This is a genomic window from Sulfitobacter sp. M39, from assembly GCF_021735935.1.
In the GTDB taxonomy this organism is placed as follows: Bacteria; Pseudomonadota; Alphaproteobacteria; order Rhodobacterales; family Rhodobacteraceae; genus Sulfitobacter.
The window spans coordinates 1,929,812-1,942,759 of sequence record NZ_WMDZ01000001.1; the positions used below are offsets into that span (position 1 = coordinate 1,929,812).

12 protein-coding genes are annotated in these 12,948 nt (G+C 61.1%); 8 read left to right on the forward strand and 4 right to left on the reverse strand.

Going from position 1 to position 12,948, the window contains the following annotated elements:
• Positions 1-22: 22 nt before the first annotated feature.
• Together GLP43_RS09390 and GLP43_RS09395 are read left to right on the forward strand one after the other, a co-directional pair.
• Positions 23-1,177 carry a DNA cytosine methyltransferase gene (locus tag GLP43_RS09390; protein ID WP_237279105.1) on the forward strand — a complete coding sequence of 385 codons (1,155 nt, stop codon included), beginning with the start codon at positions 23-25 and terminating at the stop codon, positions 1,175-1,177.
• Positions 1,174-1,713, forward strand: coding sequence for a GIY-YIG nuclease family protein (locus GLP43_RS09395; protein WP_005853274.1), 540 nt, complete (start codon positions 1,174-1,176; stop codon positions 1,711-1,713). Before GLP43_RS09390 ends, GLP43_RS09395 begins: the two co-directional genes overlap by 4 nt.
• A 3-nt stretch (positions 1,714-1,716) precedes the next feature.
• Here GLP43_RS09395 and GLP43_RS09400 read toward each other — a convergent pair whose 3' ends face one another.
• Together GLP43_RS09400 and GLP43_RS09405 are read right to left on the reverse strand one after the other, a co-directional pair.
• Positions 1,717-2,199: a disulfide bond formation protein DsbA gene (locus GLP43_RS09400; protein WP_237279106.1), complete on the reverse strand. Its 483-nt coding sequence runs from the start codon at positions 2,197-2,199 to the stop codon at positions 1,717-1,719.
• Position 2,200: 1 nt separating this feature from the next.
• Positions 2,201-2,944, reverse strand: coding sequence for a DsbA family protein (locus GLP43_RS09405; RefSeq protein ID WP_074635200.1), 744 nt, complete (start codon positions 2,942-2,944; stop codon positions 2,201-2,203).
• Positions 2,945-3,083: 139 nt separating this feature from the next.
• Between GLP43_RS09405 and GLP43_RS09410 the strand changes: the two genes are divergently transcribed.
• From GLP43_RS09410 to GLP43_RS09430, 5 genes are all read left to right on the forward strand, one after another.
• Positions 3,084-4,226 carry a pyridoxal phosphate-dependent aminotransferase gene (locus GLP43_RS09410; protein WP_237279107.1) on the forward strand — a complete coding sequence of 381 codons (1,143 nt, stop codon included), beginning with the start codon at positions 3,084-3,086 and terminating at the stop codon, positions 4,224-4,226.
• A gap of 68 nt (positions 4,227-4,294) precedes the next feature.
• A complete protein-coding gene (locus tag GLP43_RS09415; protein ID WP_237279108.1) occupies positions 4,295-5,509 on the forward strand; it encodes an N-acetylmuramoyl-L-alanine amidase in 1,215 nt (404 codons plus the stop codon).
• Positions 5,510-5,638: 129 nt separating this feature from the next.
• Positions 5,639-8,191 carry a penicillin-binding protein 1A gene (locus tag GLP43_RS09420; protein WP_237279109.1) on the forward strand — a complete coding sequence of 851 codons (2,553 nt, stop codon included), beginning with the start codon at positions 5,639-5,641 and terminating at the stop codon, positions 8,189-8,191.
• 102 nt (positions 8,192-8,293) lie between these two features.
• Positions 8,294-9,418 carry a peptide chain release factor 2 gene (gene prfB, locus GLP43_RS09425; RefSeq protein WP_237279110.1) on the forward strand — a complete coding sequence of 375 codons (1,125 nt, stop codon included), beginning with the start codon at positions 8,294-8,296 and terminating at the stop codon, positions 9,416-9,418.
• A gap of 116 nt (positions 9,419-9,534) precedes the next feature.
• A complete protein-coding gene (locus GLP43_RS09430) occupies positions 9,535-10,947 on the forward strand; it encodes an amidase (RefSeq protein ID WP_237279111.1) in 1,413 nt (470 codons plus the stop codon).
• A gap of 3 nt (positions 10,948-10,950) precedes the next feature.
• On the opposite strand, the gene GLP43_RS09435 is transcribed toward GLP43_RS09430, so the two are convergent.
• A complete protein-coding gene (locus tag GLP43_RS09435; RefSeq protein WP_037944174.1) occupies positions 10,951-11,733 on the reverse strand; it encodes a helix-turn-helix domain-containing protein in 783 nt (260 codons plus the stop codon).
• Positions 11,734-11,942: 209 nt separating this feature from the next.
• Between GLP43_RS09435 and GLP43_RS09440 the strand changes: the two genes are divergently transcribed.
• Complete coding sequence (locus tag GLP43_RS09440; RefSeq protein WP_237279112.1) at positions 11,943-12,287, forward strand: hypothetical protein; 345 nt, start codon at positions 11,943-11,945, stop codon at positions 12,285-12,287.
• Between the two features lie 43 nt (positions 12,288-12,330).
• Here GLP43_RS09440 and ilvN read toward each other — a convergent pair whose 3' ends face one another.
• Positions 12,331-12,891 carry an acetolactate synthase small subunit gene (gene ilvN, locus GLP43_RS09445; RefSeq protein ID WP_009826946.1) on the reverse strand — a complete coding sequence of 187 codons (561 nt, stop codon included), beginning with the start codon at positions 12,889-12,891 and terminating at the stop codon, positions 12,331-12,333.
• Positions 12,892-12,948 lie beyond the last annotated feature (57 nt).

The following is a 12,948-nucleotide window of genomic DNA, read 5'->3' on the forward strand; positions in this document are numbered from 1 at the left end:
TGCGTATTCCATATCAATAGATATGCCTGATCACGCCGCCAAGACCCCGACGTACGCCGAGTTTTTCTGCGGCGGTGGCATGGTGCGCGCGGCCTTGCAGGACCGGTGGGATTGCGTGCTGGCCAATGATATCGATGCGATGAAATGCAAGGTCTATGCCCAGAATTGGGGGCAGGCGGCCTTGCATCAGGGCGATATCGCGGCCATGCCCGATGACCTTCTGACGCGTCAGATCGATATGTATTGGGCGTCGAGCCCTTGTCAGGATTTCAGCCTTGCGGGCAAGGGGCGGGGATTGGGCGGCGCGCGCAGCGGTGTCTTTGCCCATTGGGCCGACAAGATTGCCACGGCCATAAAAGCAGGATTTGCGCCGCGTATTATCGCCTTTGAAAACGTCGTCGGGTTGGTGTCGCGCAATGGTGGCGCGGATATGAACACCGTACTCGCGACCTTTGTGCGGCTTGGCTATAAGGTCGGCGCGCTCGAGATCGACGCGCGGCGTTTCCTGCCGCAAAGCCGGCCGCGTCTGTTCGTTGTCTGCGTGCGCGAGGATATCGACATCTCGGGGCTGACGGTGCCAAAACCGTCCCATGTCTTTCACGGCAAGAAGCTGCAGAAGTTCCTGGCCTCTGCGTCGCGTCCTGTGCGGTCGAACTGGGTCTGGTGGAAGCTGGGGGACGCCCCCGCCGACGAACAGGCGCTTGAGCGCGTGCTGGAACGGCGTGCCACCATGCCGTGGTTCAGTGCGGCGGATACCGACCGTCTGCTGACGCTGATGTCGCCCCCCAGCCTTGAACGGCTGCGCGTGGCGCGCAAGGCGGGGCGCACGGTGGTGGGCACGATCTATAAACGCGGGCGCCCCGATGCGGATGGGAATGTCCGCCAACGGGCAGAGCTGCGCACCGACGGGATTGCGGGCTGCTTGCGGACGCCTGCGGGCGGGTCCTCGCGGCAGATCCTGATGTTTATCAAGGGCAACCAGACCAAGGCCCGGCTTGTTTCCTCGCGCGAGGTGGCGCGGCTGATGGGGTTGCCGGACAGCTACAAGATGCCCGATACCTATAATAACGCCTACCGCGTGGCGGGGGATGGGGTCGCCGTGCCTGTCGTGCGTTATCTGGACGAGGTGCTATTCGCGCCCCTGCTTGAACGTCAGTCACTGGGGGCAGTCGCGTGAACGCGGCGCAGGCGTTTCGGGGCAAGGCACTGGCGGCGCTGACCAATCAGATCGGCGTCTATGCGCTTTGTGATCTGGACGGCAATCCGATCTATGTAGGCCAGTCGGTCGATGGTATCCGGACGCGGGTGCGCCGGCATCTGACATCGGCGCGGTCCGACGTGATTGCCAACCGTCAGATCGACGTGTGGGAGATCGCCTTTGTCTGGGCCTGGCCGGTGGCGACGAAGGCTGAGGTGGAACCGCTGGAACGCGCGATCTTTGCCCATTACGACGCCGAGCTGCCGTTGATGAACGGCAAGGCGATGGTGGCCGATGCGCCGCTGTTCGACTGGCCGGAAAAGCAGGTGGTGCAGGTCATCGACGAAGAGGAACGGCAGTCGCGCCTGACCCCGTCAAACCGGCTGCCGCGCCAGATCAAACAGTATGACTTGCTGGTCGATTATATCCTCAACGTGAAAGAGGCCCCGCATCTCAAGCGATCGCTTGATGCGCATTTCAAACGCATGGTGCGCTATCATCAGCGGTTTCTCTAGGCGCTACGGAGCCAGATACCGACGCAGCACGATGTCGGGCATATGGCCACGCAAAATGCGGTCTGCCATCACGTAGAAGGGAGGATCGGTCATGCCAAGCTGTGCGGCAAGAGCGGCGCTGGCAGGATTGGACATCATGTGATGCGTGAGGGTGATGTTATATGTATCTGTTATCGCTTCTAATTCCGCCACTGCGCGATCACAGTCTGCGCAATCGTCGCCGGTAAACAACGCAATCGGCGCTCCGGCCAATACTTGATCTGTCAGGGATGCGATAAGCGCGAGATCCGCCTGCGCCTTCTCATGATAGGCTTCGGCAGCATAGTTGCGAGGGGCCACAGCGGGTGCTGCAAGCTCGGGCTCTGCCAGAAGCAACGCCCGCACTTCTTCCCCCAAGGCGCGCCGTTCTGCATGGGTTAACGCGCCAAAGTCGGTCTGCGCGGCAACCGGGAAGGCCGCCACGCAACAGGCTAGTGCCAAGCGCATCTTAGCCGCGTTTTTCTTCCAGAATGGCTTTCATCTGGTCGTAAGGCAGATAGCCGCGCAGCAGTTCGTCCTGCATCACAAAGGTCGGTGTGCCGGAAATTTGCAGCGTTTGTGCCAACGCGCGGGTCTTTTCGATCTCGGCGGTGACTTCGGCGCTGTCCATCTTTTCCTGAATGGCCTCGGCGTCCAGATCAAAGCTGCTGGCCAAGCGACCCAGCGATGTTGGTGTGATGTCGCCGTTAAAGCTCATCAAGGCGTCATGCACGGATTTATAGGCCTCGTCCCCTGCAACGATCTTGGTCGCGATGGCAAAGCGCGAGGCGACCATGGATTGTTCGCCCAGGATCGGCAGCTCTTTCACGATAAAGCGGATGTTGCCGTCGCCGTTGACCAGTTTTTCGACCTCGGAGAACGCTTTTTTGCAGTAACCGCACCGGTAGTCCATGAACTCTACGATGGTCATGTCGCCTTCGGGATTGCCACCGACATAAGAATAGCCGTCGTCAAAGATCGCGGCCGCATTGTCGGACACCAGCGTGAAATCCGCCTGCGCCTGTGCTTCGGCCTGACGGGCCTGCAACTGGTTCACCGCCTCCATGATCACTTCGGGGTTTTCCATCAGATAGGCGCGGACCTCGGCGCGGAATTGCGCGCGTTCGGCATCGGTCAGTTCGGTCAGGTCCATCGCGTGGGCGGGGGCTGTCAGGGACAGGGCCATCAGGGCGGGGGCGATCAGCTTTTTCATCAGGGTCACTCGCTTGTTGTTGCGCGGGGGTGCAGGCACCGGTTGCAAGGGTGGTGCGCGATTTTGCCAGCGCGCACAAGGGTTGACGGCACCGGCGGGGTGCGGTGAAAGGTCCGGGCTCAACAGTAGGATCAAGCCCATGCGCATTTCAACCCGATCTCAGGTCGATCCCTTTATCGTGATGGATGTGATGCAGGCCGCCGCCGCCGCCGAGGCGGAGGGCCGCCACATCATCCATATGGAGGTCGGCCAACCCGGCACGGGCGCGCCCAAAGGGGCGAGCACCGCATTGACCGCCGCGATGGAGCAGGGCGCGCTTGGCTATACCGTCGCATTGGGACTGCCCGCGCTGCGCCAGCGGATCGCGCGGATGTACGGGGAGTGGTACAATGTCGATCTGGACCCGAACCGTGTGGTGATCACCTCTGGCTCTTCGGGCGGGTTCATCCTGACGTTTACCTCGCTCTTTGACACCGGGGACCGTGTGGGCATCGGGGCACCGGGTTATCCCAGTTACCGCCAGATCCTCAAGGCGCTGGACCTCGCTCCCGTCGATCTGCCCACTTCGCTTGAAAACCGCTTGCAGCCGGTGCCTGCGGATTTCGCTGGCATGGATCTGCAGGGGCTGTTGGTGGCGTCGCCGGGCAACCCGACGGGCACGATGCTGGATCACGCTGCCATGTCCGCGCTGATCGACGCGACAAAAGCGCAGGGGGCCTCGTTCATCTCGGACGAGATTTACCACGGCATCGAATACGAGAAAAAGGCCGTGACCGCGCTTGAGATCACCGATGATGTCTATGTCATCAATTCGTTTTCCAAGTATTTCTCTATGACCGGTTGGCGTGTCGGCTGGATGGTTGTGCCAGAGGATCACGTGCGGGTGGTCGAACGGATCGCGCAAAACATGTTTATCTGCGCCCCCCACGCCAGTCAGGTTGCCGCCCTTGCCGCGATGGATTGTACGGACGAGCTTGAGGCGAATATGGATGTCTACCGCGCAAACCGCGCGATGATGATCACCGGCCTGCGCGAGGCTGGCTTCACTCGTTTTGCGCCCCCCGACGGGGCTTTCTATGTCTACGCCGATGTGTCCGAGCTGACGGATGACAGCCGCGCGTTGGCACGCGATATTCTGGACAAGGCAGGTGTGGCCGTGACCCCGGGGCTCGATTTCGATCCGCTGCGCGGGCATCACTGGCTGCGGTTTTCCTATGCGCGCAGCACCCAGGATATTGCCGAGGGGCTGGGGCGGCTCAAGTCCTATATGGCGGCTCGCTGAAAGGCTGGTTCGGGTCGCGGCGGGGTGCTATACCTGCCGCAACCACCCCGAGCAGAACGGTGACAGGCATGCGTATTCTTCCCATTATCGCAACGGTTTGCGCGCTGTCCTTGCCAGCGTCCGCGCAGGATCTGACCGCGCTGGCGCGCGTGGACCCTGCCAAAAGCGCCATCTCTGATGGTTGGTTCGGGGGCACGACACTGACGCTGGGGCTCAGCCAAGGGGTGCCGTTTCGGGTGTTCTTGCTGGATGATCCGGCGCGGCTGGTGGTCGATTTCCGCGAGGCCGACTGGAGCGGTGTAAACACCGAAGACTTGTTGCCTGAACCCGGGCGGATTACCGGTCTGCGCTTTGGCCCGTTCCAGCCCGGTTGGTCGCGGCTTGTCGCGGATCTGGCCGAACCGATGATCCCGCGCGAGATCGGGATGCCGGTCAACAAGGGCTCAGGCCACGCCACGCTTGAGATCGCGATGAAATCCGCCACCCCCGAGGAATTTGCCGCCGCCGCCGGTGCGCCCGTCGATCCGGCGTGGACCATGGCGCTGGCCGCACCGCCCAAAGCGGTTGCCGACCTGAAAGAGGTGCCGTTTCGCGTGGTGCTGGACCCCGGTCATGGGGGCGTTGATCCGGGGGCAGAGACAGACGGTATCCTGGAAAAAGACCTGATGCTGTCCTTTGCCCAAGCGCTGCGCGACACGTTGGTCCGCGACGGGATCGATGTGGTGATGACGCGCGACACGGATCATTTCGTCGCACTGGAAACCCGCGTCGCCATTGCGCATCAGGCCGAAGCCGATCTATTTATCTCGCTTCATGCGGACAGTCTGCAGCACGGCGGGGCAAAGGGCGCGACGGTCTATACGCTGTCGGACGACGCCAGCGATACCGCCACCGATCATCTGGCCGCACGCCACAACCGCGCCGATATTATCGCGGGGGCCGATCTGACCGGATCGGATGACGAGGTCGCCAGCGTGCTGCTTGATCTTGCCCGCCAAGAGACAGAACCACGGTCGGTCGCCGCCGCCAAGGTGCTGGTTGAAGGGATGAAAGCCGCCGGCGGGCCGATGAACCGTCACCCGCTGCGCAACGCGGGTTTTTCGGTGCTGAAATCGGCTGACATCCCGTCGGTCCTGATCGAAATCGGGTTCCTTAGCTCGAAACGTGATCTGGCCAATTTGCGAGACCCGATCTGGCGGGCCGTGATGGTGTCGGCGATTGCGGATTCTATCACAACATGGCGCGATGCGGATGCCGCGCTCAAGCCCTTGATTCGCCAGTAAACCGGACCCGAACGCCCCCTCTAGGTGTTGCGCGGGTTACCGCACAGGGCCACTGCATCGTGTTTTGACGATTCCCGCAGGGTTGCGTATAGACGGGTCACCAACCCTCCTTGCAAGGAACTGCCAGCCGTGTTTCGTTTGATCCTGTCTTTCTTCGGGGGTATTTTTACCACCCTCACCATGAGCATCGGTATGGTCGCGCTGACCATCGGCGCGGTGTTCTGGATGTATGGCCGCGATCTGCCCAGTCACGAATCCCTTGCGCAATACACGCCCCCGACGATCAGCCGGATTTATTCAGGGCAGGGGCGGTTGATCGACGAATTCGCCAAGGAACGCCGCCTGTTCGCGCCGGCCAACACGATCCCGCCGCTGATCAAGCAGGCCTTCATCTCGGCTGAAGACAAGAACTTCTACACCCACGAAGGCTATGACCTGCGCGGCATCGGTGCGGCGGCGGTAGATGCGGTGCGCACACGGGGCAAGGACGTGCGCGGTGCATCGACCATCACGCAGCAGGTGATGAAGAACTTTCTTCTGTCCGGCGACCGTCGGGCCGAACGCAAGATCAAGGAAATCATCCTCGCCGCACGGCTTGAGGAAACGCTGCCCAAGGAAAAGATCCTTGAACTTTATCTGAACGAGATCTTCTTGGGTCAGAACTCCTACGGTGTGGCTGCTGCGTCGCAGACCTATTTCAACAAGACATTAGGGGAACTCGCCCCTCACGAGGCTGCTTTCCTTGCCTCGTTGCCCAAAGCACCGTCGGACTATCACCCTGTACGCCGCAAGGACCGGTTGCTGGCACGCCGGAACTTCGTGCTGCGCGAGATGAAGGAAAACGGCTACATCACCCCCGCCGTCTATGAGACCGAGGTCGCGCAGCCGCTGCGATCGGTGCAGAACGGGGACTTTGAAAGCTTCAAGGCCGAACTCCCGCCGCGCGATTACTTTACCGATGAAATCCGCCGCCAACTGTCCGAGAACTTTGGCGAGGGCGAATTCTTTACCGGCGGTCTGACCGTGCGTGCCACCATCGACAACGAAATGCAGCCCATTGCCGCACAATCCTTGCAGCAGCAGCTTGAGGAATATGATCGCGGCATCGGTATCTACCGTGGCACCGGCAAGAAGATCGCACCCGAAAAGCTGACCACCGAGGCGGATTGGCGCGAGGCGCTGTCGGACACCCGCGTGCCCCGCGACGTTGATCTGGAAAACCCGTGGTATCCCGCCGTGGTGCTGAGCCTGACCAATGACGCCGCCCGCATCGGGATCGAAGGCGTGGATGAGGACGCAGACGGTCATTTCATCCCTGCCAAGGATGTCCAATGGGCGCGCAAACGTCTAGAAAACGGCAAGCTCGGCAACCGCGCCCAAGTGCCCGCAGACCTGCTTGAGGTCGGCGACGTGGTGCTGGTGCGCCGCATGACTGCGGATAGTGACGGGTCGTTCATCCGTTGGACCCTGCGTCAAATCCCGGAAGTGCAGGGCGGCTTTGTCGCGATGGATGTGAACACAGGGCGGGTGATCGCGATGCAGGGCGGTTTCTCCTATCAGGCGTCGGTGTTCAACCGTGCCACACAGGCGAAACGTCAGCCGGGGTCGAGCTTTAAACCCTTTGTCTATGCCGCGGCATTGGACAGCGGCTATACCCCTGCGACCATCGTCGTGGATGCCCCGATCGAGATCAACACACCCCAAGGCATGTGGCGGCCGCGAAACTCGTCGAACAAGTTCTACGGCCCGACGCCCCTGCGGACGGGTATCGAACAGTCGCGGAACCTCATGACCATCCGTCTGGCGCAAGAGGTCGGGATGAACACCGTTGGCGATTATGCCGAACGGTTCGGAGTTTATGACAACCTGTCGCCGGTACTGGCCAACGCGCTTGGCTCGCAGGAAACGACGCTCTACCAGATGGTGTCGGCCTATGCGATGTTCGCCAATGGCGGCGAACGGGTGCAGCCGACGCTGGTGGACCGTGTGCAGGACCGCTATGGCCGCACTGTCTACAAACACGACCAGCGGATCTGCAACGATTGCCAGCTTGAAACGCTTGCCCCCGGTGTGGGGCCGCGCATCATCTCGAACCGCGAACGGGTGATGGACCCGATCACGGCCTATCAGCTGACATCGATGATGAAGGGCGTCGTGGATCGCGGGACGGCGCGTGGGGCGGTGAACCTGCCCGTGCCAATCGCGGGCAAGACCGGCACCACCAACGACGCCAAAGACGTCTGGTTCGTCGGCTTCTCAAGCAACATCGTGGCGGGCTGCTATATCGGTTTCGACAACCCGCGCTCGCTGGGGCGTCGCGCCTATGGGGCGGGGATGTGTGGTCCTGTGTTCCAGCGGTTCATGAGCGAAGCGATCAAGAAGTACGGCGGCGGCCCGTTCGAAGTGCCCCCCGGCGGTCACTTCATCAAGATCGACCGCTTCAGCGGTGCGCGTCTGTCTGACAGCGCCGCAGGCCCCAACGTGGTGGCCGAATACTTCCGTGACGGCGAAGAGCCGCTGTTCGGGATCACCTTTGATGGCGGCTTTGCGATGGGTGCGGATCTGCCTTTGGTCGAAGAAGCCGGCGGCGGCGCGCGCGAGGTCACGACCTCTACCGGTAAAAAGGCGCGTGTCGGGCCAAAGGCAAGCTTTGGCAGCATCAACTCTGGTGGGTTGTACTAGGCTCGACCCCATTCTACAGCGCTTGCCCAAGTTGCGGCGCTGGTCTATTTGAAACGCGGCCCCGGCTATTCGGGGCCGCGATCTATTTAAAGGCAGGATACCATGCGCGCAGATGCACAAAACACAGCGGATAAGATCAGCAAATCGCTGGAGCTGTTGGCGCAGCGTCTGGACGTCGAAACCGCGCCATACCGCCTGGAAGAATTCAACGCCCGTGTCGAAGACCCCAATCTGTGGGATGATCCCGATGCGGCACAAAAACTGATGCGCGACCGTCAGGCGCTGGTCGATTCCATCGCCACCTACGAGGGCATCAAGCAAGAGCTGGCAGACAACATCGAGCTGATCGAATTGGGCGAGATGGAAGGCGACGAAGAAGTCATCGCAGAGGCCGAGGCCGCGTTGAAAAAGCTGGCCGAGACAGCCGCCCAGAAAGAGCTGGAAGCGCTGTTGAACGGCGAGGCCGACGGTAATGACACCTTCCTTGAAATCAACGCAGGGGCAGGCGGCACCGAAAGCTGTGACTGGGCCAATATCCTGTCGCGCATGTATGTCCGTTGGGCCGAGAAAAAGGGCTATAAGGTCGAACTGCAAGCCGAAAGCGCCGGTGAAGAGGCGGGGATCAAATCGGCGACCTACAAGATCAGCGGCCCGAATGCCTATGGCTGGCTCAAGTCGGAATCCGGTGTGCACCGTCTGGTGCGGATCAGCCCCTTTGACAGCGCCGCTAAACGGCACACGTCCTTTACCTCTATCTGGGTGTATCCGGTGGTAGACGACAATATCGAAATCGACATCAACCCCAGTGACATCCGCATCGACACCTATCGGTCCTCGGGGGCCGGTGGTCAGCACGTAAACACCACTGACTCGGCCGTCCGGATCACGCACCACCCCACCGGCATCGTGGTTACCAGCTCTGAGAAATCGCAGCACCAGAACCGCGACATCGCGATGAAGGCGCTGAAATCGCGGCTGTATCAGATGGAGCTGGACCGCCGCAATGCGGCCATCAACGAGGCCCATGAAAACAAGGGCGACGCGGGCTGGGGAAACCAGATCCGGTCCTACGTCTTGCAACCGTACCAGATGGTAAAAGACCTGCGCACCAACTTTGAAACCTCGGATACCAAAGGGGTGCTGGATGGCGACCTTGACGGGTTGATGGGGGCCGCGCTGGCACTTGCCGTGTCGGGCAAGACCCGCGCCGAGGCGCAAGAAGGCTAAGGCCAAATATCAGGCATCTTCGCACGGGCGGCTTTGTCGCGCGCAGCAGTTTTGCCGGCACCCCTTGCATCCCGCTGCCGCCTTCCGTTCTATGACCCCGAACGGAGGGCTCGGCCATGAACATACTAGACATCGGGGCCTTGGCCCAATCTGAGGCTTTGGCGAACGGCAGCCTGACGGCGCGTGCTTTGATGGAGGCCACGCTGGAGCGCATCGACGCCGTGAACGGCGCGGTCAACGCCATCGTCGCGCTGCGCCCGCGGGCCGAGCTTTTGGCCGAAGCCGACAAGGCGGATGCCACGCCGCGGGTCGGATGGCTGCACGGTATTCCCATTGCGATCAAGGATTTATCCGATGCCAGGGGCTTGCCAACCGCCAAGGGGTCACCGCTGTTCGCCGATACGATTGCCCAGAAGGACAGCGTTTTCGTCGCCCGCATCCGCGCGGCGGGGGCCATCATCATCGGCAAGTCGAACACGCCTGAATTCGGCCTTGGCAGCCACACGTTCAACCCCGTCTATGGCCCAACGCGGAACCCCTATGACCAGACAAGGTCGGCTGGCGGGTCTTCGGGCGGGGCGGCGGCTGCCTTGGCCTCGGGGATGCTGAGCGTCGCGGACGGGTCCGACATGATGGGCAGCCTGCGCAACCCCGCGGGCTGGAACAACGTCTACGGCATGCGCCCCAGCTGGGGCACCGTACCGGCGGAGCCAGAGGGCGATATGTTCCTGCATCAGCTGAGCATGGCAGGCCCGATGGCGCGCTGCCCCCGCGATCTGGCAGCCTTGCTGGACACGATGACCGGAGAGGACCCCAAACAACCCCTCGGCCTGTCACCCGCGCCGAGCTTGCCGCAGATGGACACCGCGTCGCCCGCGCGACGCATCGGGTGGCTGGGCGATTGGGGCGGGGCCTTTGCCTATGAAGACGGGATCGAGGACGTGAGCAAAGCGGCCCTGGATCAACTGGCCGCTCTGGGGCATCAGGTGACCGATGTGCCAGCCCCCTTTGACGCAGACGCGATGTGGGACAGCTGGACCATGCTGCGGTCTTTTGCCGTTGCTGCCGGATTGGGCGCGCTCTACCGCGACCCGGAAACCCGCGACAAGCTCAAGCCCGCCGCCCAATGGGAGATCGAGCGCGGGCTCGGGTTTACGGGGCAGCAGGTGCAGCAAGCCAGCCTGACGCGGTCGGATTGGTATCGCCGTGTCACCGCGCTGTTTGACGAGGTTGACGTGCTGGTGCTGCCTTCGGCGCAGCTTTGGCCCTTTGACGTGGATCAGGTGCATCCGACACAGATCGCCGGACGGGACATGGATACCTATCACCGCTGGATGCAGGTCGTGGTGCCCGCCGGTCTGGTGGGGTTGCCTGTCGTCAACATCCCCGCCGGTTTCGGCGCGGCGGGGCTGCCGGCAGGGCTACAGATGATCGGACCGCGGGGAAGCGATACGGCGCTGCTTCAACTGGCGCAGCAATGGCACGCGGCAACGCAGTGGCCCCAGATGCGCCCGCCGCAGCTGGCGTAGCGGTCATTCAAAGGCGAATTCGGTACGCAGGAGGTGGCGGTGAAAGGGTTCAAGATCGTTTGCCTCGCACAGCCCCTTCAAGCGGGCGGCCTGCAACACGGCCGACGGGGTTTGCGGCAGGTATTCATAAACCAGCCGCGTCGCTCGCAACCCGATCGAATTTTCCGGCACGGTCCGGGTGATATATCCGACCCAAAAATTGTTGTTGAACGACGCGATCCGCCCCAGATAGTTGAACGAAGAGGTCATCGCGCCGCGCCGCGAGGCGATAATGGCGATGCCTTCTTCCTGCTGCAGCACCACGCCGCGATACTCGCGCAATTCCGAATGGGTGGGCAGGCTTTGGATGCGCATAGCGTGAGGGGCCTCGTAGCCGCGCAGATAGGTATGCCGGCCACTGCGAAACACCATAACCAATCCCAAGGCGAATTTCTCGGGGTAAAGGAAACTGCGACGCGAGAACCGGTAGAAACCGCTGGGAAACGTGGCTTCGGGCAGGTCCAGCGCGCCCGAAACGATGAAGTCGCCCATGAAATCCGGCGGGGTGGGTTCGATCTTCTTGATCTCTTCCAAGGGCTCCAGAAGGACACGCGCATCAACGTCGAAAAACTTGCACATCCGGTCCAGAATATCGGGGCGCGGAAAGCTTTCCCCCGATAGATATCGATTGAACTGTGTGCGATTGATCCCCAGTTCCTGCGCGAGGTAGGTGATGGAGGGGTAACCTACTGAAAGTTTTTTTAAATTTGACCCGAAAATTGTCCTGATATCGGCGGGGTTCGTCATGAAATCAGTCCGTTAAAATTAATTGAACTAAACTTCACAACCTTTGAACGAATTTGCAAGGAGATTTGCAATATACGGCTGTGTAGTGACGCTATTCAGCGTCAATTTTGGGTGCGCGCGACACAAATTGATTTCGTAAAAAAATCGACAATTTGTAAAAATGACATGATTATCTCTCATGTCTGCAAGCATCTGGAAGGAACAGTTAAATGTACGGTGTGGTACTTTGGAGCGATGCCCGAGCCAACAAAGCTGTGTTCTGGTGCGAGGATCACGGCGACCTTGCATATTTCCAGGGTGACCCCGCGACAGTGAACCAGACGACAAGCTGCTTCGATGCTGGTGATCTGGTCCAGTTCGATGTCTACCACGAGGCCAAATTGCGCAAAGCGCTTAACCCCAAGGTCGTGCGATCCAAGGCGGACGCTGATTTGCCGAACAAACTGCTGCGCCATTCCGCCGGCATTACGCGAAAGCAAACAGGCGGCGAGGTGCTTCCATTCCGCCCAAAAGCCGCCCCGCCGGTAGAGTTCCGCCATCGCGGTCAGGCCTAGTCCGGCCGAAGCCGGCCAGACGTCAACCTGCCACCTCGGCGTATCAGTCGCCGCGCGACAGGGCTGCCACACCCGTACGTGCCACTGACACCAGCCCCAAGGGGCGCATCAATTCGGCAAATGCGTCAATCTTCTCGGGCGCGCCGGTGATCTCGAATACGAATGTTTCCAAGGTGCTATCGACAACGTTGGCGCGGAAGATATCCGCCAGACGCAGGGCTTCGACACGTTTATCGCCGGTGCCATTGACCTTGAACATCGCAAGCTCACGCTCGACCACGGGGCCTTCGACGGTCAGGTCATGCACCTCGTGTACCGGCACAATCCGCCCCAGCTGCGCCTTGATCTGCTCGATCACCTGCGGCGTGCCCGAGGTGACGATGGTGATGCGGCTGAGGTGACCTGTGTGGTCGACCTCTGCCACGGTGAGGCTGTCGATATTATAGCCACGGCCCGAAAACAGACCAATGACGCGCGCCAGCACACCGGGTTCGTTTTCAACCAATACGGCCAGCGTGTGGCGTTCGATCACATCCGAGAAATTGGGACGTAGGTTATAGGCGGAATGGCTGTTGGAGCCTTTTTTGATCTTTAGGGCTGACATGACACTGTCCTTCTAAGATTTGTTCAATCTCGGCGCGCGACCCCGCGCCGATGTGTT

Bases quoted from the DNA above. Each gene is read 5' to 3' on its own strand.
- GLP43_RS09440 (WP_237279112.1), top strand. From the start codon at position 11,943: ATGTACGGTGTGGTACTTTGGAGCGATGCCCGAGCCAACAAAGCTGTG.
- GLP43_RS09415 (WP_237279108.1), top strand. From the start codon at position 4,295: ATGCGTATTCTTCCCATTATCGCAACGGTTTGCGCGCTGTCCTTGCCA.
- GLP43_RS09435 (WP_037944174.1), bottom strand. From the start codon at position 11,733: ATGACGAACCCCGCCGATATCAGGACAATTTTCGGGTCAAATTTAAAA.
- prfB (WP_237279110.1), top strand. From the start codon at position 8,294: ATGCGCGCAGATGCACAAAACACAGCGGATAAGATCAGCAAATCGCTG.
- GLP43_RS09390 (WP_237279105.1), top strand. From the start codon at position 23: ATGCCTGATCACGCCGCCAAGACCCCGACGTACGCCGAGTTTTTCTGC.
- GLP43_RS09405 (WP_074635200.1), bottom strand. From the start codon at position 2,944: ATGAAAAAGCTGATCGCCCCCGCCCTGATGGCCCTGTCCCTGACAGCC.
- GLP43_RS09400 (WP_237279106.1), bottom strand. From the start codon at position 2,199: ATGCGCTTGGCACTAGCCTGTTGCGTGGCGGCCTTCCCGGTTGCCGCG.
- GLP43_RS09430 (WP_237279111.1), top strand. From the start codon at position 9,535: ATGAACATACTAGACATCGGGGCCTTGGCCCAATCTGAGGCTTTGGCG.
- GLP43_RS09410 (WP_237279107.1), top strand. From the start codon at position 3,084: ATGCGCATTTCAACCCGATCTCAGGTCGATCCCTTTATCGTGATGGAT.
- ilvN (WP_009826946.1), bottom strand. From the start codon at position 12,891: ATGTCAGCCCTAAAGATCAAAAAAGGCTCCAACAGCCATTCCGCCTAT.